The 22,990-nt window shown below is 41.9% G+C and carries 22 protein-coding genes; 12 read left to right on the top strand and 10 right to left on the bottom strand.

Translation table 11 applies throughout. The features are described 5' to 3' along the window. The 5 genes from HWQ42_RS22820 to trmB form a co-directional block, all read right to left on the bottom strand. On the bottom strand, positions 1 to 1,161 hold the full coding sequence (locus tag HWQ42_RS22820; RefSeq protein WP_292816363.1) for an aminoglycoside phosphotransferase family protein: 1,161 nt from the start codon (positions 1,159 to 1,161) through the stop codon (positions 1 to 3). A gap of 176 nt (positions 1,162 to 1,337) precedes the next feature. Beyond that, positions 1,338 to 1,550 carry a hypothetical protein gene (locus HWQ42_RS22815; RefSeq protein WP_292816361.1) on the bottom strand — a complete coding sequence of 71 codons (213 nt, stop codon included), beginning with the start codon at positions 1,548 to 1,550 and terminating at the stop codon, positions 1,338 to 1,340. 43 nt (positions 1,551 to 1,593) lie between these two features. Further along, complete coding sequence (locus tag HWQ42_RS22810; protein ID WP_292816359.1) at positions 1,594 to 2,031, bottom strand: nitrogen fixation protein; 438 nt, start codon at positions 2,029 to 2,031, stop codon at positions 1,594 to 1,596. 127 nt (positions 2,032 to 2,158) lie between these two features. Continuing rightward, a complete protein-coding gene (locus tag HWQ42_RS22805) occupies positions 2,159 to 2,434 on the bottom strand; it encodes a hypothetical protein (RefSeq protein ID WP_292816357.1) in 276 nt (91 codons plus the stop codon). Positions 2,435 to 2,866: 432 nt separating this feature from the next. Continuing rightward, positions 2,867 to 3,514 carry a tRNA (guanosine(46)-N7)-methyltransferase TrmB gene (gene trmB / locus HWQ42_RS22800; RefSeq protein WP_292816354.1) on the bottom strand — a complete coding sequence of 216 codons (648 nt, stop codon included), beginning with the start codon at positions 3,512 to 3,514 and terminating at the stop codon, positions 2,867 to 2,869. Positions 3,515 to 3,901: 387 nt separating this feature from the next. Here trmB and HWQ42_RS22795 point away from each other — a divergent pair, with 387 nt between their 5' ends. The 3 genes from HWQ42_RS22795 to HWQ42_RS22785 all read left to right on the top strand — a co-directional run bounded on the left by HWQ42_RS22795 (position 3,902) and on the right by HWQ42_RS22785 (position 6,200). After that, on the top strand, positions 3,902 to 4,630 hold the full coding sequence (locus tag HWQ42_RS22795; RefSeq protein WP_292735335.1) for a MotA/TolQ/ExbB proton channel family protein: 729 nt from the start codon (positions 3,902 to 3,904) through the stop codon (positions 4,628 to 4,630). Between the two features lie 42 nt (positions 4,631 to 4,672). Then, positions 4,673 to 5,365: a biopolymer transporter ExbD gene (locus HWQ42_RS22790; protein ID WP_292816353.1), complete on the top strand. Its 693-nt coding sequence runs from the start codon at positions 4,673 to 4,675 to the stop codon at positions 5,363 to 5,365. Between the two features lie 472 nt (positions 5,366 to 5,837). Further along, positions 5,838 to 6,200 carry a phage holin family protein gene (locus HWQ42_RS22785; RefSeq protein ID WP_292816351.1) on the top strand — a complete coding sequence of 121 codons (363 nt, stop codon included), beginning with the start codon at positions 5,838 to 5,840 and terminating at the stop codon, positions 6,198 to 6,200. Positions 6,201 to 6,332: 132 nt separating this feature from the next. Here the strand turns inward: HWQ42_RS22785 and psb29 are convergent, their stop codons facing one another. Continuing rightward, the gene (gene psb29 / locus HWQ42_RS22780; protein ID WP_292816349.1) at positions 6,333 to 7,040 is read right to left on the bottom strand and encodes a photosystem II biogenesis protein Psp29; all 708 of its coding nucleotides are present in this window, start codon (positions 7,038 to 7,040) and stop codon (positions 6,333 to 6,335) included. Positions 7,041 to 7,249: 209 nt separating this feature from the next. On the opposite strand from psb29, the gene HWQ42_RS22775 reads away from it, so the two are divergent. Further along, a complete protein-coding gene (locus tag HWQ42_RS22775) occupies positions 7,250 to 7,855 on the top strand; it encodes a chromophore lyase CpcT/CpeT (RefSeq protein ID WP_292816347.1) in 606 nt (201 codons plus the stop codon). A gap of 56 nt (positions 7,856 to 7,911) precedes the next feature. Here the strand turns inward: HWQ42_RS22775 and HWQ42_RS22770 are convergent, their stop codons facing one another. After that, positions 7,912 to 8,280: an STAS domain-containing protein gene (locus HWQ42_RS22770; RefSeq protein WP_292735320.1), complete on the bottom strand. Its 369-nt coding sequence runs from the start codon at positions 8,278 to 8,280 to the stop codon at positions 7,912 to 7,914. 282 nt (positions 8,281 to 8,562) lie between these two features. Next, the gene (gene hemF, locus HWQ42_RS22765; protein WP_292816345.1) at positions 8,563 to 9,603 is read right to left on the bottom strand and encodes an oxygen-dependent coproporphyrinogen oxidase; all 1,041 of its coding nucleotides are present in this window, start codon (positions 9,601 to 9,603) and stop codon (positions 8,563 to 8,565) included. A 451-nt stretch (positions 9,604 to 10,054) separates the two neighbouring features. On the opposite strand from hemF, the gene HWQ42_RS22760 reads away from it, so the two are divergent. The 8 genes from HWQ42_RS22760 (at position 10,055) to HWQ42_RS22725 (ending at position 19,774) form a co-directional block, all read left to right on the top strand. After that, positions 10,055 to 10,579, top strand: coding sequence for an SRPBCC family protein (locus HWQ42_RS22760; protein ID WP_292735314.1), 525 nt, complete (start codon positions 10,055 to 10,057; stop codon positions 10,577 to 10,579). Positions 10,580 to 10,845: 266 nt separating this feature from the next. After that, positions 10,846 to 11,916 carry an Mrp/NBP35 family ATP-binding protein gene (locus HWQ42_RS22755; RefSeq protein ID WP_292816343.1) on the top strand — a complete coding sequence of 357 codons (1,071 nt, stop codon included), beginning with the start codon at positions 10,846 to 10,848 and terminating at the stop codon, positions 11,914 to 11,916. A gap of 160 nt (positions 11,917 to 12,076) precedes the next feature. Further along, entirely contained in the window at positions 12,077 to 13,390 is a 1,314-nt protein-coding gene (rodA, locus tag HWQ42_RS22750) for a rod shape-determining protein RodA (RefSeq protein ID WP_292816342.1), read from the top strand. A gap of 161 nt (positions 13,391 to 13,551) precedes the next feature. Next, on the top strand, positions 13,552 to 13,749 hold the full coding sequence (locus HWQ42_RS22745; RefSeq protein WP_094351697.1) for an NAD(P)H dehydrogenase subunit NdhS: 198 nt from the start codon (positions 13,552 to 13,554) through the stop codon (positions 13,747 to 13,749). Positions 13,750 to 13,870: 121 nt separating this feature from the next. Further along, positions 13,871 to 14,527, top strand: coding sequence for an HAS-barrel domain-containing protein (locus HWQ42_RS22740; RefSeq protein WP_292735362.1), 657 nt, complete (start codon positions 13,871 to 13,873; stop codon positions 14,525 to 14,527). Positions 14,528 to 14,675: 148 nt separating this feature from the next. Further along, positions 14,676 to 16,814: a cation:proton antiporter gene (locus HWQ42_RS22735; RefSeq protein WP_292816340.1), complete on the top strand. Its 2,139-nt coding sequence runs from the start codon at positions 14,676 to 14,678 to the stop codon at positions 16,812 to 16,814. A 468-nt stretch (positions 16,815 to 17,282) separates the two neighbouring features. After that, complete coding sequence (locus tag HWQ42_RS22730) at positions 17,283 to 18,233, top strand: UDP-glucuronic acid decarboxylase family protein (RefSeq protein WP_099099803.1); 951 nt, start codon at positions 17,283 to 17,285, stop codon at positions 18,231 to 18,233. A gap of 149 nt (positions 18,234 to 18,382) precedes the next feature. Further along, the gene (locus tag HWQ42_RS22725; RefSeq protein ID WP_292816337.1) at positions 18,383 to 19,774 is read left to right on the top strand and encodes a UDP-glucose/GDP-mannose dehydrogenase family protein; all 1,392 of its coding nucleotides are present in this window, start codon (positions 18,383 to 18,385) and stop codon (positions 19,772 to 19,774) included. Between the two features lie 437 nt (positions 19,775 to 20,211). On the opposite strand, the gene HWQ42_RS22720 is transcribed toward HWQ42_RS22725, so the two are convergent. Together HWQ42_RS22720 and HWQ42_RS22715 are read right to left on the bottom strand one after the other, a co-directional pair. Continuing rightward, complete coding sequence (locus tag HWQ42_RS22720) at positions 20,212 to 21,006, bottom strand: DUF2993 domain-containing protein (RefSeq protein ID WP_292816335.1); 795 nt, start codon at positions 21,004 to 21,006, stop codon at positions 20,212 to 20,214. Between the two features lie 640 nt (positions 21,007 to 21,646). Then, positions 21,647 to 22,897 (bottom strand): competence/damage-inducible protein A, encoded by a 1,251-nt coding sequence (locus HWQ42_RS22715; RefSeq protein ID WP_292816333.1) that lies wholly within the window; start codon positions 22,895 to 22,897, stop codon positions 21,647 to 21,649. Positions 22,898 to 22,990 lie beyond the last annotated feature (93 nt).

Genomic DNA, 22,990 nt, shown 5'->3' with positions numbered 1-22,990 from the left:
TTAAACAGCAGAACTACTCAGGTGATTTAATTCAACAGCAGCATCACCAAAAATTGTTGGCATCGATTGTATAGGACGGCTTAATAATGTCTTAGCAACCTGAAGCATAGCAATCCCCATATTGCCAAAAGATTTTTGATACTGAATCATCGCCTGAATCTGTTGAATCAAAGCAAAACCTGTAAATTGCACCACCCGTTGCAAGAAATCAGGACGATGTTCTAGAATTTCTGGAAAAGTGTTTAAATAAGCTTGGGTTAATGTACCAATTGAAGGCTGAAGTAGTTCTAAAGGTGTTATTGCCAAGCGTAGAGACTCTTCAATACTCAAAGAATTACTGATAACCAAGCTAGCAAGCCAGATTTGTACATAGCTGCCAATAAGTGTTCCTAAATCAAAAGCTGGATCTCCCCAAGTCGAGCGTTCCCAATCAATTAGGCGGATAATATTATTACTGGAATTATGCCAATCTTTGTAAAGGAGAATATTATTTAGTTTCAAATCATTGTGGGTGAGACAAGAGGGCGTTACAGCATTACCCAATTCAGCGATCGCCTGCCCCAAACTATCATAACGTTGATATAAAGCAAAAAACTTTAACCCATCGCCAGGAACTATACCAAAAATTTCCGGTTCAACTCGTTCTAATCTCCGAACTAAATATGATACTTGATCACCCATGAAATTATCTGAATTTTTAGAAAAGAATTGCTGATATTCTTGGCGGTTGAAAGTATCACGATGGATAGTCCCTAAAATATTACCAATTGCCGTAGCGATTTCTGTAGGAAAGCTATTTTCCTTAGTGTAGAAATCCATTAAATCTCGATAATCATCCAAATATCTGAAAACAATAATGGAATTTTCTCTATCAAAATGCAGTACCTCTGGTAAAAATAAGCGGTAGTTGCCAAGGTTTGAAAATCGTTCTAAAAACTCTTGCATTCGCCACTCACTTAAAAATTCACCAGCCACTTTCCCTTCTTGATTGTGTCGTTCTTGTTTAACAAGAAGTTTGCGATCTCCTGACAAAGTAACTAATAAATTAAAGTTTTTAGCTGTAAGTGGTTCTACCTTAATCGGTGGTTGTTCTGACTGATTCCATAATCCCTGTACAATTAAATAATCGACAACATTATGAGAGTTTAAGAGAAATGTCATAAGTTTTAAATGCATCAACCAATTTTGATGTAGAGAAAATAGTGGTAGTAACTTAACTACCACAACCTGTTTTTGCAAGGATTCTTAAAACTACTACCGCACGACGTTAATAAAACATCCATTTCAAATTAATCAAATGTCTGCGGTATATAAATTACAAATGACGCGCAGCAGTATTAACCCAGTAAATAGCCACCGATGAGAATTATCACATCTCTTAGTGCCCCACCCGTAATATTTTTCTCTTCTTCTTCAGACAATTCTGATAGCGGCTCTTGTGGATCTAAACCTTGTTTTCGTCTTGCGGATGCATTCAAAACGGCTTCTTCAATTAAGTTTGTAATTTCAATTTGACTTGTGAGATGTTTGTGATGAATGTTCATTGACATGATATTCTCCTTAAATTACTTCAATAAACTTTGTCGCTTTGGCTTAACTAACGGTCGGTGTCGCCACTTTAAGTAGTAATTCAGAGGGATTGTAATTATCTGTAATAACTTGTGGACAACGCATACAAGCTGCCTTACCTTCCTGCTCCCACCATTGGCAATCTCGGCGTATGGAACAAGGTGGTAGATCCTCTACTACCGTTGGCAAATTTTCTACAACTCGCATTGCCAGACGACAATCTTTACCATCAAAATGTTGACAACCCTTAGTTGCACAAGGTGCAGCCGTCCGAAAAATTTCAGTGGGTGTTACTGGACTAGCCTTTGCTATCAGTTCATCTGTGACAGCCTGTGGCTGCTTAAGATAAGCTACGCGGGGTTCTGTGACTGTGCCACCAACGACGCCGAAAACAATACTGTCCTGCCATTCTGGTCTTGCACTAGGGCAAAGTGTAGTCTTTTCTGTAGCGATGTCTTCCATAAATTGAACCTATAGTGAATTGTATTTTTAAGCTGATGGAGATTGACAGATAATTTCGGGTCAAACTCCTCTCCATCAACCTAAATAAGCAAATTAAATGTCCAAGAGTTTAATAGTTACTAGCAACTTAAAAGGCTTGGTCGCTCAAGTTCGGATTTTGTGCAATTATTCCACAAGTAATCGGTTCTCTCACAAAAATACCCCCTGCAATGGTCGGTCCTTTTATAACAGAAACACTTGCTAAACCACCTGCAACGTTTGCCATTTCTTCATCAGACAGAGTTAGTAAAGTATCTTCTAAATCCTCAGCTAGATTCCGTCGTGCTACAGCATTGTTAACAGCATTATCAATCAGGTTGCTAATGTCAAATTTAATATCTGAATTCTTTTTATTCCTTTCCATTTTGCTTTTCCTCAGAATATATAACTAGATATAGGCTCAATCACTAAGTAGTGTAATTACCTAATCTTTCTATATTCTAGGGATGAGGAAAATGATTTAACTATGTTTTACAAGTTTTTACCAGATATAAATAAAACTTTTATGTCACCAACTAATAAATCGACACTTTTAGTTAAAACTATTTATTTATCAAGGTTATAATCTATAAATTACTATAAAAACAAATTTTTGCACTAATTATCAGATAATATTTCATTAAAATTTTAACCTTTAATAAAACATTTATGTCCCAAAAAATTTTCCAAATTATAGGCAATACCTAACGACAAGATAATAGGTAAGACTTCAGTCTATACTACTAAATAGTCTTAAGGCTAATCAATAAAACTTGCAATTCGGAATTGTGGGACAAAGTTGATATTTCTAACATCTCTAGTCAGTACTCTTCACCCTTTCAAACAAAGCTCGATAGACAGGCTCACCCTTTTTTTGCGTGCCTATTTCCCGTTCTGTGGGAACTGGTAGCGGATTTTCGGCTAGCCATTCTTCTGTACCAACTTTCTGAAAAGCTGAATTAGCAGCAAAGCGATCGCGCATTTCCACAGCCACAAATTCCATATCTGATTGCAGAAATACCAACCCCCCAACTGCAAGATACTTAGCTAAGTCTGCCACTAGTTCTGGTTGGACTACACGACGTTTAGCGTGGCGGGTTTTAAACCAAGGATCGGGGAATTGAATTGTAACGCGTTGTAAACTTCCTAGAGGGAGGGCAGATAAAAGCGAATGCAGTGAGTTATTCACATTGCAAAATAAATAGTGCAGGTTTGTTAAACCTAATTCAGAACGTAACTTATTAGCTTCCACCACCAGCGGTTCCCGAATTTCCAAGCCGAGAAAATTCCAGTTGCGTTCTATCTTGGACATATCCAACAAAAACAGTCCCTTAGCGCAGCCAATATCTAAATGTAGTGGTTGATTTGGCTTTGCATAAATTTTTTCCCAGTCCAGGGGACTTGCTGGTGTTTGATACTTTTTACCAAGTGGATTAACATGCTGGCGGACTCGGACTGCTGCCAAAATTTTTTCTCCTTTACGTGAAAATATCCTGTGGTGAAACTTCAGGTTATATCAATTCAAAAAATGTTTGCGACCGAGACCCCATCCTCACTGACGCACACCCTCCCCGAAGCCTTGTAGAGGGTTGGGTAGGGTCTTATCTATTTTTTTCAAATTGGTATTACAAGGAAGTCTAGCAAAAGTATGCCAAAATTTATCGGTCTATCATTCAATTGCCTACGCAGCAGCAAGTTTGTACAACAGTCTCAGTCAAATACGTCATGCTTACATTGTTTTTTTAGGTTTTTGAGAAATTTATATTTTGGAAGTCCCTCATTTTGCATTAATCTCTAGAATTAAAATGCCTTAACACATTTGCTCTAGTCGTGGAGGAAGGAAACTTAAACAGTGGATATTTTAGATTTATTTTATAAGGGTGGGCCAGCGATGTGGCCATTGCTAGTTCTATCGATTCTGGCTTTGAGTGTGATTTTCGAGCGTTTGTGGTTCTGGCTGCGAATGTTGACTCAGGAAAAGCAAATAGTCGATCGCATCCTGGATGCTGCTCAGGATAATTGGGAAGTAGCTGCCGACATCGCAAGACAAGCAAGCCATCAGCCTGTCGGGCGTTTTCTCTATGCCCCCCTACGTTTAGCGAAAAGTGATGCGGAAACCTTTCGACTAGCACTTGAGGCTACGGCAGAAGACGAATTAGCTGGGATGCGGCGGGGCGAAAAACTTTTAGAAGCAGTGATTGCTCTAGCGCCGTTGTTAGGATTGTTAGGTACAGTTTTGGGTTTAATCCACTCTCTGCGCTCAATTCGGATTGGCGATTTGGGAACTGAATCTACTGCTGGGGTGACTACTGGTATTGGTGAATCCTTAATTAGCACGGCAAGTGGGCTAATAGTTGCCATTATTAGTTTGGTATTTTACCGCTTATTTCAAAGTTTTGTAGTCAACCAAGTCAAAGTTTTTCGGAAGGCAGGGAATGAGATGGAATTGCTCTATCGCCAGTCTCCTCCTGACTTTAGCAATAGGACATCCGCAATTGTGGCAGAAAATTTCACTCCACCCCGCAAGCCAGGAAAGACTAGAGTTTCTGAACCTCCTGAACCCCCAAATACACCTAATTAATAGTCAATAATTCAACCCCTGAACCAGGCTTGAGAGTGAGACATGAAAGTTAATCTACATACTCCAATTGAAGAAGTCCAAATTCAAATCATTCCTTTAATTGATGTCGTTTTTTGTATCCTGACATTTTTTTTATTAGCAGCTTTACAATTTACACGGCAACAGGCAATAAATGTTGATTTGCCTAAAGCCAGCCCCAGTACAGTCTCTGGAATAACCTCACAGAGTGGAAGTGTGATTGTTACCATCGATGCTGTGGGCAATACTTACATAGAAAAACAGCCTGTAAAACAGGAAGATTTGAGACAGAGCTTAAAACAGTATCTCCAAGCAAACCCTAATGCCATTGTCGTGCTGAATGCTTCGCGCACAGCAACTTACAATGATGTGATTGAGACATTGGACTTGCTACGACAAGTAGGGGGCGATCGCGTTTCTTTGGGAATTATTCCTGGCCCATCTCAACCACCCATAAACTCGCCTAACCAGCTGGCTATCCCCTCTTTCCCAATCAATCCTGGAACTGGTGCAGTACCAGGAATCAATCCCGAAGGGAATATTACCCCAAAATTCCCCTTAGCACCTAATTCTGTACCCTTTCCTAGCATCACTCAGCCTCCAACTGGGCAAGGCATCAGTCCTATCAATCCTGGTATTTCTCCGGTGGTTCCTAACTCAGCAGCGCCTCAAGCGCCTATAGCACCCAAACAAACCCAACCTCCTCTTAAAAGATGAGATAGGGGAATGGGGAATTGGGGATGGGGCATAGTAGTTCCGAGTTCTGAGTTCTGAGTAAATAAGTGAAATTTCCCACTCAAGCACTTAGCATTGGCTCAAGGCCCCGCTACCGCTAACAGCACTCAGCACTCCTGAAGGGCATTGGGCATGGGTTATTCTCTTGTGTCCCTTGTCCCCCACTCATCACTCCCAATTCTCCCTTCAAGCCTTTTACCAAACCTAAAGATATCTAGAATAAATCTCGGCTAAAGAAAAAAAAGCTGCTAATTTACAAATAATTGGTTGAGCTTTAAAGATTTTTCCACCTATAGATTGAGCAACATAATCACCAATTACCATCCACATTTCATACCAAATTGGGGAAGGATGTCCAAATAGGTTAACAGATTGAAAAGCGCTTGTATCAAGCGTATTTCAGTGTGTCCTAATTACAAATTACAAATTACTAATTAGTATCAGGGGTTGTGGCATGAATATCGTGACGCTTTTAATTGTTTGGCTAGTAACAGCTATCAGCTTGTTGATAATTAGTAAATTGCCTTTGGGAGTTGAAATTGATACTCCTGGGAAAGCGTTTCTTTCTGCCGCAGTGCTTGGTATCGTGACGGCAATAGTCAGACCGATTTTAAGCCTCATTTTTGCAGTACCAAATCTACTCACATTAGACTTATTATCCGGCATTTTCACATTTATGATTGCCGTGGTTTGTTTTAGTATTGCTGCTTGGTTAGTAGAAGGTTTTCGCCTGCGTTACGGGATTTGGAGTGCTGTTATTGGAGCATTTACGCTGACTATAATTAACAGCTTAATCTACAAAATATTGGGCGTCTAAAGCTAAGAGTTAGGAGTTAGGAGTGATGAGTTGTTAGTGACTCTAAACTCTGGCAATTTTAGATTTTGAATTTTGGATTGAAGTAAAAATCTCAAATCTAAAATTGAATAACTCCCATCTCCTAACTCTTAACTATTCGTTGGAACTTGGAGGAGCAACTGGGGTAGTTGATTGTTGTTTACGTTGCTCACGTTTTTTGCGATCGGCTGAGAGTATATCTGCCATCACTATTAGCGCTTGCGCCATTTTGTCTAGGTTAGAACGGTATAATTCCAAATCCTTGTTGAGTTTGTCATCAGAGAGGTGCAAGCCAGCAGCGATCGCTTTTAGCGCCTCAGTGAGTTGCTTTTCGTCTTTGACTAATTCGGGATCTGATTGTTCTAATAACGAAAATACACCAATTGCGAACAAACGGTTGTATTTAAAGTTAGGATTATTGGCGATCGCTTGTAAGGTTGCTTGCAAGTCAGCATCTCGATCTAAGTGAGTAGTTTGGCCTAGCCACCCAATTAAATCTTTAACTGGCAAACCTTTAGCTACAGCTTGCAATCTCTGGGCATCCTGCCGATAGAGTTGCGGATCTGTTTCTATAGCCTGACATAAGGCGTTAAAAATTGATTCTTGATCTCGTTCTGGTTGATAGCCTTCCATGAAGCGATCAAAAGTAGTGACGACACCCAAGGCATAAATTGGATTGTAGCTAAAATCGATATTTACTGACAGCAGATGCATTTCCACCATCAATTCTTCTACTACCCGACGATAAATAGTGTTGATCGGACGGGTGTGAAGATTGTAGAAAGTTCGCTTTGTATCAGAGACTGTACGGACGTTATTCACAAAGAAAAAAGAAATGTTAAGGGCGACGTATCTTTATTTTCTCGCTTAAAGGCTACTTTGCCAAGTTGAGCTTTGAGCGGGTTACGGTTTCATTTACAATATATACACATCAAAAGTATTTTATAAGCTGGTAACTACAGCAAATAAGACCTTTTCTCCTAAAAAACTAGCCAAAAATTATTATCCTTAATGATTTATTTTTTGTATTTATGAACTTATCGCCGCAGCTAATTGCTTTAGGTGAGTATCTAGCTGGTGAATTTGATAATCGCGAACAAGCCATAGCAGAACCAGTTTGGTATGTCCACCTGTGCTTGTGGCAAAGACCGATTAATCTGTTCACAGAAGATAGCATCACCTTATTTGCCGAACAGGCTAACGTTATTACTCTAGATAAACCTTACCGCCAGAGGGTTATCCGGTTGCGTCAAAGGAGCGACTCTGACGCAACTGTGGAAGTACAATATTATATGCCTCAAGATCCCGGTGCATTAAAAGGCGCAGGTGACAACCCTGCTCTACTAAACACACTAACATCCGAACAATTAGATTTACTACCAGGTTGTATCCTAACAGTTACTCAAGAGAAACTAGCTGGCGATCACTATAAGTTTACCGCTACCCCACTACCAGAGACTCGTTGTAGCTTTACTTATCTTGGCAATAGCATCTACGTTTCTTTAGGTTTTGCAGCTACAGCAACAGAATTTCACAGCTACGACAAAGGAATTGATCCCGCAACTGGAAAAGCAACCTGGGGGGCGATTATGGGGCCTTATCGCTACACCAAGCGAAATCAGTATTCAATAAGGTAAAGTTATGAGTTTTTGAGTTATGAATCAACTTCTAGCTCTTAACTTCGAACTCTTTTTTAGCTGGCAATGCTACGAGGTACACCTTCTAAAGCTTCCTGTTCTGTTTCAAAGATTTCAAAAACAGTATCCATCATCGTCACTTCAAACACGAGTTTGGCTTCTGGATGTACATTGCAGATGCGGAAACTGCCTTTGACTTTATCAGCATCACGCATTCCAGCTACCAAAGACGTAAGACCAGAACTATCAATAAAATTTACCTGAGCCAAATTTACAACTACATGGCGACTGAGTTTGGAAATACACTCTTGTAACTTCAGACGAAATTGCCAAGCCGTGGTGATATCCAGACGGCCTGATGGTGTCAAGACGATAACAGTGTTTCCGTCTTGGGTTGTATAAGTTTTTTGGTCTATATGAATCACTAAAGCCCTCCCGGTGGCATTCCTTTTAAGATTAACTAGTGACAGAATTTTCTAATGCTGTCACTTGAGATTAACAAGCTATAGCTAAATTTGTCACCTTTTTCGGCTAAGTGCTTAACTTTAGTAGTTATAACTCACCAAAATAGTGGGAGAGAGGAGGGAGATGAGTGAGATGAAGGAGTCGGGGAAGATCAGGATAATTATCATAACTCCTAACTCCTAACTCCTAACTCAGCACTCAGCACGGGCTAAACGCCCCGCTACCGCTAACAGCACTCAAAACTATTTGGGTGTCCAATTAATCCAATCTTGAGGTTTGAGGAAAGTCTCATACAACTCGGCTTCAGGGGAATTGGGTTCCGGTTGATAGCCGTATTCCCAGCGCACTAGGGGAGGTAGGGACATGAGAATTGATTCGGTGCGTCCATTGGTTTGCAGACCAAAAATAGTGCCTCGGTCATAAACCAAGTTAAATTCTACATAACGTCCCCGACGGTAGAGTTGAAAATTCCGTTGGCGATCGCCATACTCTATCCCATTGCGCCGTTCTACAATTGGTACGTAGGCTGGTAAAAATGCTCTGCCACAGTCTTGCACAAAGCCAAACAAATCTTCCCAATTGCGGGTTGCTGGTGTTCCCACTTGGTTGCTATAAATAGCCGCTTCCCCATTGGGATTTGGCCCGCGATATAAAGCACCCTGTCCATCTTGGTAATCAAAAAACAGACCACCGACACCCCGTGTCTCATCACGATGCTTGAGGTAGAAATATTCATCACACCACTTCTTAAACACTGGGTAATACTCTGGGTGATGTTGGTCGCAAGCCTGCTTTAATGTTTTGTGTAGATGTGCCGCATCTTCAGCAAAGGGGTAATAAGGTGTCAAGTCAAGACCGCCACCAAACCACCACACTGGCCCCGCTTCAAAGTAGCGATAATTTAGATGAACCGTGGGCACATAAGGATTATGAGGATGTAATACCATTGAAGTTCCCGTGGCATAAAAGCCATGCCCTGCGGCTTCTGGGCGTTGAGCTAAAATCGAGGCTGGCAAATGGGAACCCCAAACTTCAGAAAAGTTTACACCTGCTTGTTCAAATATTGCACCATCTCGCAGCACGCGCGATCGCCCTCCTCCTCCTTCTGGGCGTTCCCAACTATCTTCATTAAATTTAGCCACACCATCTAGTTTTGCCAATGATTCGGTAATTTCGTCTTGCAGTTGTTTCATAAACTGACTGACCCTAGTCTGGGCGTCAGGTGCTGGCAAAGACTTTGATGATTCTGCTTCTACAGTTGGTGTTTGCGAGTTGGTCAACATAGATTCCCGAACCTAAATTACAATTTCCAGAAAGCCACAAATTTTTCATTTTAAAATTTGGGGGAAACACGCGCCGACAATCTAGCTCTATTTGCCCAACCCGCTTTTTTCTTCCTGGGTTAAGCATTTATACGATTGATAGGCATCACTAGAGTTATTTTCCCTCAAATGCGTATAGGCTTGTATATTGAATTAGTTTTTTTTGAAATTATTAATTGGAATATTCTGGTATTAAGACTAAATTTTAGTCTTAAGCTTGAAGTATCGAGGATTTGACTGGTCTACTCAGAATTTTTTTGCCATATTGCTGATGTCGGCTGTTTGGGTCTGTATCGAATCGAGGCTTGTTATGTTTAGGGCATTTTTGAGTAAAGTTTTAATTTAGCAGTTGATCGTAGTTGCACGCCATACCAGAGTTACCAGAAAGTATCTAGGGAGGGGGATTAGGAAAATGCAAGGTTGGTTATCCAAATTCATCCACCGCAAACGTCGTCGGTTTTGCGCTTCTCTAGTGTGGACGTATCGAGAGATTAGTTCTGCTTCTGTAGATGAACTGTGGCAAAAAGTGGTTGACTTAACAGATGTTTCCTGGCATCCGCAACTTAAGAGTACTAATGTCCCCCACGGATTAGTACCTAAACCAGGATTAATTTTTCAAGCTGTAACACGCTTTTCGCCGATTCCCATCAGAATTTTTGTGGAACGCGTCAATCCCAGAGAGATGCTGAGTATCCGAGTGATGGCGATTCCTGGAATAGAAGAACGGGTAACTTACCAAGTAGAGTCAACGGTTTGTGGTACTTGTTTGTCTTATTCTGTAACCCTACGGGGTTGGTTATCGCCCTTGATTTGGTCTTTATCCCGTCCTTATGCAGACCGCGTTGCACGATCTTTAGTCGAGGCAGTAGAAAAGACGGCATTACCAGCGGTATCTGGTAAGAAAAAATCTCTTAATGACAGTTGTTTTGATTTTTAGGTACTGCGGAAGAAGCAAGGGAGCGGGGAGCAGGGAGCAAGGGAGAAGAGTTTTTCCCTCTGCCCCCTGTCCTTGCCCCTCTGCCTCTTTTCAATTTCCAATGCCCAAACAAAGTTAAGATTCAATTAGGTAATAATGCTATTTGCTAAGTTTTATCACGGCAGTAACAGTGATAAAACTTAGCTGACCTTACTTAAGAAGGCATCCAGTTAATACCTAAGATGTTCCCCACAAGTGTATTTATTCATTTTGAATTTTGAATTTTTATGTACGATGTCCTCGATTCCCGCTCTGTATTAGAAATTTTGCGACCAGTGGAAGACCCAGAACTCCGCAAAAGTCTGGTAGAACTGAATATGATTCGCAACGTAAAAATTGATGGTGGTAAGGTTAGTTTCACTTTAGTGTTAACCACCCCTGCCTGTCCTTTACGTGAATTTATTGTCGAAGACTGTCAGAAAGCTGTCAAAAAACTCCCAGGCGTTACAGATGTCAGCATAGAAGTGACGGCAGAAACACCGCAACAAAAAAGTTTACCTGACCGCACTGGCATTTCTGGAGTCAAAAATATCATTGCTGTTTCTAGCGGCAAAGGTGGCGTTGGTAAAAGTACGGTGGCAGTGAATGTAGCAGTGGCTCTAGCTCAAACTGGGGCAAAAGTCGGCTTGCTAGATGCTGATATTTACGGGCCCAATGACCCTACCATGCTGGGTTTGTCTGATGCCCAAATTGCCGTGCGTTCTACTGAAACAGGTGACATCCTGGAACCTGCTTTTAATCACGGCGTCAAATTAGTTTCAATGGGCTTTTTGATTGACCGAGATCAACCAGTAATTTGGCGGGGGCCTATGCTCAATGGTGTAATTCGCCAGTTTCTCTATCAAGTTGAATGGGGAGAACTGGATTATCTGATTGTAGATATGCCACCGGGAACGGGAGATGCTCAGTTAACTTTAACTCAAGCAGTGCCGATGGCAGGGGCAGTAATTGTCACCACACCCCAAAACGTAGCTCTGTTAGATTCTCGCAAGGGATTGCGGATGTTCCAGCAGATGAATGTTCCGGTATTGGGGATCGTGGAAAATATGAGCTATTTTATCCCCCCCGATCAACCAGATAAGCAATATGACATTTTTGGTTCCGGTGGTGGCTCCAAAACAGCTGCTGAATTGGGAGTGCCACTGTTGGGGTGCGTACCGCTAGAGATTTCCACGCGAGTTGGTGGTGACAGTGGTGTACCGATAGTTGTTGGCGATCCAGATTCAGCTTCAGCAAAAGCATTAACAGCGATCGCTCTTACCATTGCTGGTAAAGTATCAGTTGCTGCCCTGACATAATTATAAATTTTAATTTCTATCTACTTCCTGGGCTATAGCTTGGGAATACTAGGGACTGGGTGTTAGGAATTAGGGAAGTTGGGGAAGAATAACTATTGAATATTGACTAATTCCCAATTCCCAATTCCCAACAATTAAAGCTAAAGTCTAAACTGGCACAATGTTGTTAAAACGATCGCTCCCCAAAATTCGCTGGAAGTCTTGGGTTAAGCCCTGGCAGCATGTAGATTGGCTACTTTTTTGTTTGCCGATTGCTGTCAGTATTTTTGGCGGACTGATGATTCTCAGTACGGAACTGAAGCAGCCAGTAACTGACTGGTGGTGGCACTGGATGGTAGCGGGTATCGGCGTGCTTATAGCCCTATTTTTATCTCGCATCCGTTACGAACTCTTGATGCAGTGGCACTGGGTAACATACACACTGACGAACTTCAGTTTAATCGCCGTGATGATTGCTGGTACTAGCGCCAAAGGGGCGCAGCGGTGGATTAGTATCGCCGGCTTTAACGTGCAACCCTCAGAATTTGCCAAAGTCGGCATGATTATCACCTTAGCAGCCTTGCTACACACGCGGACTGCTTCTAGTCTCGAAGGTGTTTTCCGCGTTCTGGCAATCACCGCTATACCTTGGGGACTAGTATTTTTACAGCCAGATTTAGCAACATCACTGGTATTTGGTGCGATCGTCTTAGGAATGCTTTACTGGGCAAATGCTAACCCAGGCTGGTTAATTCTGATGATTTCTCCGGTGGTTGCCGCCATTTTGTTTAGTATATCTTGGCCTTTAACAGAGCCGATAGTTTTATTCAAAGAACTATCTTTTGGCCCATTAGGATTAATTTGGTCAGTTGCAATGGCTATTGTGGGCTGGCAAACTCTTCCCTGGCGTCGATTTGGTTTAGGTGCTATCGGTGCATGGACTCTCAATATACTGGGTGGTGAATTAGGAGTCTTCGCCTGGAACCATGTTTTGAAAGAGTATCAAAAAGACCGACTAACTGTATTCATGAATCCCGATCACGATCCACTCGGTGCTGGATATCACTTAATCCAATCTCGCATTGCTATTGGTGCTGGTGAAATTTGGGGATGGGGTCTGTTTAAGGGACCAATGACGCAACTGAATTTCGTACCGGAACAGCATACAGACTTTATTTTCTCCGCAGTGGGGGAAGAATTCGGTTTTGTTGGTTGTTTAGTAGTACTGTTTGTCTTCTGCTTAATTTGCTTCCGTCTACTGCATATTGCCCAAACCGCCAAAGATAACTTTGGTTCCTTGTTGGCTATTGGCGTTTTGTCCATGATTGTGTTTCAGCTGATTGTCAACATTGGCATGACTGTTGGTTTAGCACCTGTGGCAGGAATTCCCCTACCTTGGATGAGTTATGGGCGTTCTGCGATGCTAACCAACTTCATTTCCTTGGGAATAGTAGAATCGGTAGCAAATTTTCGACAAAGACAGAAGTATTATTGATTCGTCATTAGTCATTTGTCCTTTGTCCTACCCTGCGGGTACTCCTTCGGAGAACTCGTAGAGTAGCCGCTGGCGCGTCTATGTCCTTTGTTAATTGACTAATGACAAATGACTATTAACAAGTATTAAGCTATTAAAAGGAAACAAGCGAGGCTAAAAAAATGATTCTGCCTGGAGCAACTGTTCGCGTCAAGAATCCCGCAGATACCTATTATCGCTACGAAGGACTCGTGCAACGGGTGAGTGACGGCAAAGTAGCCGTATTATTTGAAGGTGGTAACTGGGATAAATTAGTTACCTTCCGCCTGAGCGAATTAGAACTCGTAGAAACCACCGCTGGACGGAAAAAAGCCAAATAAGACTTAGTTAGGAGTGAGAAGTTAGGAGTTAGGAGTTATGATTCCTCAACTCATAACTCGTGAACTCCTAACTCTTAACTCAGCACGGGCTAAACGCCCCGCTATCGCTAACAGCACTCCCATGCGCCTCCCCCTACCACAGTTTGCCACTGGCGATCGCCATCCGAACCACATTGCGGAGGTGATTGAAACTACTAGTACCGAATTTTTAGCTCAGTGTTTAGAGCCGGAAGATTTAAGCTTTCCCTCGATGCCGCCCTTTGGTAGTTGGGTCTGTTCTGTAGATGAAGAATCTGGCAATCAAATTTATGCTGTAGTGTATTATGCTACCACTATGCCCATAGATTCCGTACACAGGGCGAGAGCATTAGGGTTGTCCTTGCAAGACTTACGGGAGGAACAACCCCAAATATTTGCTATGCTCCGCACAGAATTCCGGGCTGCGATCGTGGGATTTGAACTATCTTCCCAAAATCAAAGTTATAACCAAAGAGTATATCAGTATCTTCCACCCCGTCCCCCGCAAATTCATCAAGCTGTTTATCGATGTGAACCAGAAGCTATCATTAAATTTACTGAAGAACTAGATTTTTTACGGACACTGCTGTGTATCAATGGTGCGCCAATAGAGTCTTTAACCGCAGCTGCCATTCGAGATGTATACCAGTTACGCAAAGCTGACCGACAATGGCTCATTAAAGCTGGACGTAGCTTAAGTGTGCTACTTAAAGACGACTACGATCGCTTACGTTTCATTTTGAGTCAAATCCACCCGTAGGTAGTTAATTCTTAAATAATTGCCTAGTTAGTGTAAATTAAGAAGATTTTTGATTTTTCGTCAGGTGGCTTCTTTATTTATTCATATTGATCGGGCGATCGCCCCCAAGGTAATCGCTGTTTTTCCATAGCCCCTTCAATTCCTATATATGGAACTAATATCACAAGTTCTTGTTCTGGAACCAACTTCCCAAGTTCTTGGCAAAGAACCAATTGTTCCCTTTGCTATTTTGCTGGTGGTCATCTTAGTTATACCCATCATGTTTGAGCGGCTAAGATTACCAGGATTAGTGGGTTTGGTTTTCTCAGGGCTAGTACTTGGGCCCTCAGGTTGGAATCTTTTTCAGTCTGACTCACCGATGATTAACCTACTATCAGACATTGGGTTAATTTATTTGCTGTTTGTCGCTGGGCTAGAAATTGATTTAGAACAGTTTCGCCGGAAAAAAAGTCGTGCCTTTGGGTTTGCTAGCTTGACTTTCAGTCTACCCCTATTCATGGGAACTTTAGTAGGGCTGATTTTAGGCTATAGCTGGAATACTTCAATCTTAATTGGCTCTTTATTAGCTTCCTATACCCTTTTGGCATACCCCATAATCAGCCGTTTGGGAGTGGTAAATAACGAAGCTGTTACTGTCACCATTGGAGCTACAATTTTTACAAACATTGGTGCAGTACTGATATTAGCCATTTGTGTAGCGGTCTCTAATGCTGGAGCCTTCAGCTTTGCAAAACTACTCACCTTGTCGGGTTGGTTAATTATTTACTCTGTGGCCGTTGTGACAGGCTTTGATTGGGCAGGCAAAGAATTTTTCAAACGGTCTGGAGACGATGAAGGAAACAAGTTTTTGTTTGTGTTGCTTTCTGTGTTTCTGGCAGCTGTGGGCGCTCAATTGATTGGGGTAGAAAAAATTGTTGGTGCTTTTTTAGCGGGTTTGGCGGTGAATGAAGCTGTGGGTGAAGGCCCAGTCAAAGAAAAGGTGGTCTTTATTGGCAGTGTGCTGTTCATTCCCATTTTCTTTGTTGACCTTGGCTTACTGATCGATTTACCCGCCTTTGTGAATAATCTGAACACACTTAAGTTAACGCTGTTGCTCGTAGTTGGTTTGATTATCAGTAAATTGATCGCAGCTTTGTTGACAAAACTGGTTTACCGCTATAAATGGCAAGAAATGCTAACGATGTGGTCGCTGTCACTTCCCCAGGTTGGTACAACGTTAGCAGCAACGTTAGTGGGATATCGGGCTGGGTTGCTGCCAGTAGAAGTATTACACAGTGTGATTGTCTTAATGCTCGTCACATCAACCTTGGGGCCGTTGACGACCAGTCGAATAGCTGTTGGTTTGAATTCCCCACCAGATAAAGATCCAGCACCACCTCTAGCTGAGGAGAACACATCAGAAACAGACAGTGCTTTTACTATAGTCGTACCTATATATAATCCTCAGACCCAGCAGTATTTGATTGAAATGGCGGCATTATTAGCACGTCAGTCTCATGGCAAAATTATACCCCTGGCGATCGCTACTGCTGCTGCTCACATGGATGCACCCCAGTTAGAAGCATCTCTACAACGGAGTGAGTGGTTATTGAATAAAGCCACGACACAAAGTCGAGCCTTGGGCGTAGCCGCAGAACCAATGCTGCGAATTGATGATGCCTTTGCTCAAGGAATTAGCAGAGCAGCCCGCGAACAAAAGGCTAATTTAATTGTTATGGGTTGGGGTAAACGGACTGGGTTGCGAGCGCGTTTATTTGGGAATGTGATTGATGGTGTGCTTTGGGCATCCCATTGTCCAGTAGCGGTGACACGTTTAGTAGAATCACCGAAAAAAATTCAGCGGATCTTAGTACCAATAGAAAATTTAACAGCACCAACATTACAACCTGTACAATTTGCCCAGATGCTAGCAGAGGCAAATCAGAGCCACATTACTGTGCTGAATGTGTGCGATCGCCGCACTAGTTCTAGTAAAATTGCTTGGAGGCGATCGCATCTCTCACTACTGGTATCAAAATTGGCTTTAGCCAATGCCCCAGAAATTCAAATCATTGCTCACGAAAATGTTGCCCAAGCAATTTTGCAGGCAGCAAGATTATATGACTTAGTAGTTTTACCTTTTATACGTAATCGCACCAGTCCTGGCGGATTAGCCATTAGCGATGTCACAACCCAGCTAGCCAGACAACTCACCTGCTCAATTATCATGCTTGGAGAACCGCAACGCACTCAAACCACAAATTTAATTATATCTACCACGGTTAGCAGCATTACATCTGCTGTATGATGTAAGGCAGAATACAGTTCAAGTAAGTGGACTTGGGCTGCGTTAGCGTAGTCCGCCGGAGGCATCAAATTTCCAAAAATATTGGCAATAAATGAATCGGCTGTAGGGATTTACATCTGTATTATTTGCATATATTTGTAGCGCGAGTGTCAACCCGACCTCGACTAATTTTTGGTATCCAATTAAAAACTTAATAACCGTAAAAATACTTTATATTTTTGAAGATTTGATAAAGATCGGCTGAATAACAAGCAACTTTTAAACAATTTTTGTTATTTTGCTAATTGAATTCTTAAGAAAACAGGTAAAAATATAACAGAACTACAACTGTGAAAAAATAGGTCAGTTCAACAACAATTTTTGATTGAGCCTTATTCTTTTTTTTGTTTTGTATTTTTGTACCCAAGGTGGGTAATCTAAAAGTAAGTGCAATAGCTACTGAAAATATTTGTAAGTAACTGGGAAACTATGAGAATTTTGGTGACGGGCGGTGCTGGGTTTATTGGTTCCCATCTCATCGACCGACTAATGGCTGCTGGGCATGAAATAATATGCTTGGATAATTTTTACACTGGTCATAAACGCAACATTTTGAAATGGTTAGGCCATCCGTACTTTGAATTGATCCGTCACGATATTACCGAACCAATTCGGTTAGAAGTCGATCAAATTTATCATTTAGCTTGTCCTGCTTCACCAGTACATTACCAGTACAACCCAGTTAAAACTGTTAAAACTAACGTGATGGGAACCCTGAATATGTTGGGGCTAGCTAAACGTGTGAAAGCAAGGTTTTTCTTAGCTTCCACTAGTGAAGTATACGGAGATCCAGAAGTTCATCCCCAAACTGAAGAGTATAGAGGTAGCGTCAATCCCATCGGAATACGTTCATGCTATGACGAAGGTAAAAGAATTGCTGAGACTCTAGCATTTGATTACTACAGGCAAAATAAAGTTGATATTCGAGTTGTGCGGATATTCAACACCTACGGGCCGAGAATGTTAGAAAATGATGGTCGGGTGGTGAGTAACTTTATAGTTCAAGCGTTGCAGGGTAATCCTTTAACCGTGTACGGTGATGGTTCACAAACTCGTAGTTTCTGCTACGTTTCCGATTTGGTAGAAGGATTCATCCGCCTAATGAATAGCGACTACATTGGCCCAATGAACCTGGGCAATCCTGGTGAATACACAATTTTACAATTGGCACAAACTGTGCAAAATATGATCAATCCAGATGCGCAGATTAAGTTCGAGGCACTACCTTCTGACGATCCCCGACGTCGCCAGCCTGATATCACAAAGGCAAAAACTTGGTTAAATTGGGAACCTACCATTCCTCTGCAAGAAGGTTTAAAACTAACAATAGAAGATTTTCGTGATCGCATTCAAAGCGATGTCAATAATTCAACCACCTGAGTTACGTCTAGCGTCACTCTAAATTTTCATACAGGCTAATCCCATCGGTAGCTAGTATATTTAGTTGCTGAGTTTTCCCAAATGTGTAAGTGTAAAATTGAGAACTTCTTTTTGAAGATTAAGCCCAAATATAGTGAGGAGTTAAATAAATGCGTGTTTGCGTGATTGGTACTGGTTACGTTGGTTTAGTTACAGGCGCTTGCTTGGCTCATATTGGGCATGATGTAATTTGCGTAGACAACAACGAAGAAAAAGTTAAGTTAATGAAGTCTGGGCAGTCTCCAATTTTTGAGCCGGGACTCTCAGAAATTATGCAGTCTGCTATTCAAACAGGGAAGATTCATTTTACTAGCGATCTTGCGGCTGGAGTTTCCCACGGAGAAATTCTGTTTATTGCTGTGGGAACACCACCTTTACCTACTGGTGAAAGTGATACTCGTTACGTCGAAGCTGTAGCCCGTGGGATTGGGGAAAATCTCAACGGTGGTTATAAAGTCATAGTGAATAAATCTACAGTACCCATTGGCTCTGGTGACTGGGTGCGGATGCTTGTTCTAGATGGTGTTGCAGAGCGTCAGAAAACACTGATACCCGCAGGTGGAGTGCCGAGTGATGAGAAATTACCTGAATTTGTAGCCGAGTTTGATGTAGTCAGCAATCCAGAGTTTTTGCGCGAAGGTTCGGCAGTTCACGACACCTTTAACCCCGATCGCATTGTATTAGGAGGCAATAGCCAAAGAGCAGTAGCCTTAATGCAACAGCTGTATGCCCCAATTGTAGAACGCAAGTACGCTGACGATCAATCTTTACCCCCTGTGCCAATTTTGGCAACAGACTTGAGTTCCGCGGAGATGATTAAATACGCCGCTAATGCCTTTTTAGCCACTAAGATTAGTTTTATTAACGAAGTTGCTAATATTTGCGATCGCGTCGGTGCTGATGTCACTCAAGTAGCCAAAGGCATTGGTCTAGACTCCCGCATTGGTAACAAGTTTTTACAAGCTGGTATTGGTTGGGGTGGTTCTTGTTTTCCCAAAGATGTTTCGGCTTTGATTCACACTGCTGATGATTATGGCTATGAAGCCCAGCTAATGAAAGCTGCTGTCAGTGTCAACGAACGCCAACGCTTGATTGCTCTGGAGAAACTACAACAAGTTCTGAAAATTCTCAAAGGTAAAACAGTCGGACTACTCGGACTGACCTTCAAGCCAGATACCGACGACTTGCGCGATGCTCCAGCCCTAATTTTAATCGAGCAACTAAACAGACTAGGAGCCAAAGTTAAAGCTTACGATCCTATTATTTCCCAAACAGGTATGCGTCATGGTCTTTCTGGCGTGTTAGTAGAAACCGATGCCGAAAGATTAGCTGACGGCTGCGATGCTTTAGTACTCGTCACCGAATGGCAGCAGTTCAGCACTCTGGACTATGTGAAGATGGCGAAACTAATGGCTCACCCCGTTATCATCGATGGTCGTAACTTCCTTGACCCTGAAACACTGATACGTGCAGGATTCCAATATGTAGGTGTGGGAAGATAAAAAGTGATGAGCAATCAATAATGGATAAGAATTGCTTGCAATTTATAATCCATAATTCCTAACTCCAACTCTTTTAAAAACTGAAAGATTTACAATACCGCCTAGAACTATCTAGGCGGTATCTAATTTTGTTTTAGAACTTCGCACAAAAATGCTAAAAAAACCTGAATTCGACTGTTTATACCATTTTGGATTTTAGATTTTAGATTGTGAAACATCTATTGGATAAGTGTTTTAGTTTTCCATCTGTCGCAATCATTTTTCAAATTGGTATTATTCATAATAGTGTCCGTCTGATTAGCTAAATCTTGACTAAGCAAAATTGTCCCTTGCCTACTCGGAAAGGGACAGACTTGGACTTTAGTTCAAGGTAAGGAGAGGTTAGACGAACTTACATTAAAAAATTTTACTTGCCTTCTTTGCGTGAAACTATCATATTAAGCGCTATGCGGAATACGTTCAATTTCAGCATATCCACTGAAAATAATTTTTTGACCTTCAGTTTCTAATCGGTTGAGGCGCATTTTCACTCCATCAAGGTCAAAACGATCCAAATCGACCATATTATCTAAAATTTCTACCAGCGCTACGCTCAAGGTTTGCGAGATTTCCCGTTGTGCTTCTGGCACTTGGTCAAGTTGAATTTTCGGATCTTTGAAGGAAACTCGCCGCCGCCTTTCAATACCTATAGTTAAAATCATGCTTAGGGGTACGAGTTCGCCATTGTTTAAATCTGCTTTTGCTACAAGCTGTAAGCGATTTTCTGGCAATAGCTGTATCTGAACATCCGTAAAGGAGACTGGTTCACCGCCAGATAATTCTGTCAGTGATGGTACGGTGAGGTTAAGCAGGCGCTTTTTCACCAGTTCTGCATTAAAGGCTTGGTTTATGCCTGCTTCTGATAATATGACTTGAGCGATCGCTTGAGTGGGCTGCTTAAGGCTAAGTTTGCCACTTAAAACCGAGCCGAAGTCAATGGCTACCGCATCAGTTTCAAACGACATCTCCTCAACCGCGAAATCTTTCCGAATCACCAAGCCACGACCGCTCATTTTGAAGCTATCAATGCTGCCTTGCAAGAGCTTGCTGGAGGGGTAGCAGCGCACAAAGACTTCTACTGACTCGCTTTGGGTAAACAGGTGGCGAATCGTTTGGCTGGCGACCGTGTTGAGCATCCGCTCTCCCCAATCTGTGCCTTTAGGATCTTGTAAACCAGTAAGTCCGCCGAACATGTGGTTTTGGGTCTCTAGAAGTTCTTTGTACTTTTGTAACAAATCGTGAAGAATACAGCAAGCGATCCCGTGATTAATTGTGCTGATAGGTAGGAGTTGGATAACTGATGATTAGAAGGTCACTGTGTTAAATGTTACTTTTGTTCTAGTAAGTGGGAATAATTGAACTAAGTTATTGCTAAGATTCTCACCAGTACTAAATATGATACAGCTAAATATTCTAGAACTTATTAGCGCAATGCCAAAAAATTGCTCATCTCGATGGAGTAATTACGCCAGAAGAAGCTAAGGTGTTAGAAACGATTAACAATGAGTTATTTGTCTATGTTCTCGATTCAATAGACCAAATTGCCAAATATCTCCTGTAAAAACAGCCCCTTGTAAATTTGCCTCTTGAGAATTGTTGATTGAGAGAAGAACGTTTTAAAGAATAGCAAAATTCAGCCAGTATATCTTCTGGCTCGAATGACATCTCAAAATAGCTTCTAAAAGTGTATGAGTGATTTGGTTAAAGGATGGGAGTTTTGCTCATACTTGGATAATTCGTAATTCGTAATTCGTAATTGAGTTTTTTTAAATAACATCAGTTTTTCATAGGTTCGATTGTCATACAACTTGTATGACAAACGTAATAGACCTCTTACCTCGTCAACAACTTCCGTCGTAGATTATCCAATGCTGCATTCGCACTAACATGACGAATTAAAGCTCGACCTCGTACTTTACCAAACTGATATTCAAAACTTGTCACTTCATCCTTTGGCCCAGCTAAACCAACGTAAACTAAACCCACTGGCTTTGTATCTGTCCCTCCAGTGGGGCCAGCAATACCAGTAATACTCAATCCCCAAGTTGTTGCAAGGCGGGTTTTGACTCCAACAGCCATTTGCTCTGCAACGATCGCACTTACCGCCCCAAATTTATCTAAATCTTCCTGGTTAACCTCCAGCAGCTTAACCTTTACCGAATTGTCATAAGAAATTACTCCACCCCAAAAGTAATCAGAACTCCCAGAAATTTCGGTCAACATTTGCCCTAAACTGCCACCAGTACAAGATTCTGCCACTGAAAGCGTTTCTTTTGATGTCCGCAATAACTCACCGACAACGGAAGCAAGAGTATCATTATTAACGCCGTAAAAATCCAGTCCGGCAATTTCTTTAAGTTGTTTCTCAATGGGCACAATTAGTTCTTCTGCGGCTGCTTCTGAAGTGGCTTTAGCAGAAACTCGCAATCTTACTTCCCCTTTACCTGCATAAGGGGCTACTGTGGGATTTGGTAACTTCAAATAAGAAGCAACCTTTTCCGCCAAAGCAGATTCACCAATACCCCAAAACTTTAAACTTCGGCTGTAAATAATTTCTTTACCCCAACCTTGACTTTTGAGAAAGGGGACGGCTGTTTCTTCCCACATTGGGTACATTTCACTGGGAACACCGGGAAAGGTAAAAATCGTGATTTCAGGACGGGGTTGCCAAACGATACCGGGTGCTGTTCCTGTGGGGTTGGGGAGAATTTCTGCACCTTGGGGAATCAAAGCCTGTTTGCGGTTACTTGGTGACATAACCTGACCTCGTTGGGCGAATTTCTGGGTTATATCTTCGATGATTTCTGGGTTTTCTACCAACGGGACTTTAAAAAAATCGGCGATGGTTTCGCAGGTGAGATCATCTGGTGTGGGGCCGAGTCCACCAGTGAAAATAAGAATTTGCGCTCTGGAAATAGCAATTTCTATAACTTGCTTCAACCGTTCTGGATTGTCCCCAACCACTGTTTGATAGTAATGGGGAATTCCTAGCTGCGCTAATTGTTGCGCCAAAAATTGAGCATTGCCGTTGAGGATATCTCCCAACAGCAATTCAGTACCAACACAAATAATTTCTGCACTCATTGGAAGGAATAGTAAGAAGTGAGCAGTTAGGAGTTAGGAGTTAGGAGTTAGAAGTTAAAAACTTAAAACTCATCACTCTTAACTCCTAACTAT

Source organism: Nostoc sp. JL23 (assembly GCF_017115065.1).
Lineage (GTDB): Bacteria > Cyanobacteriota > Cyanobacteriia > Cyanobacteriales > Nostocaceae > Nostoc > Nostoc punctiforme_A.
The sequence above is the reverse complement of the archived record's forward strand: the minus strand, read 5'-3'. Positions and strand labels throughout refer to the sequence as shown.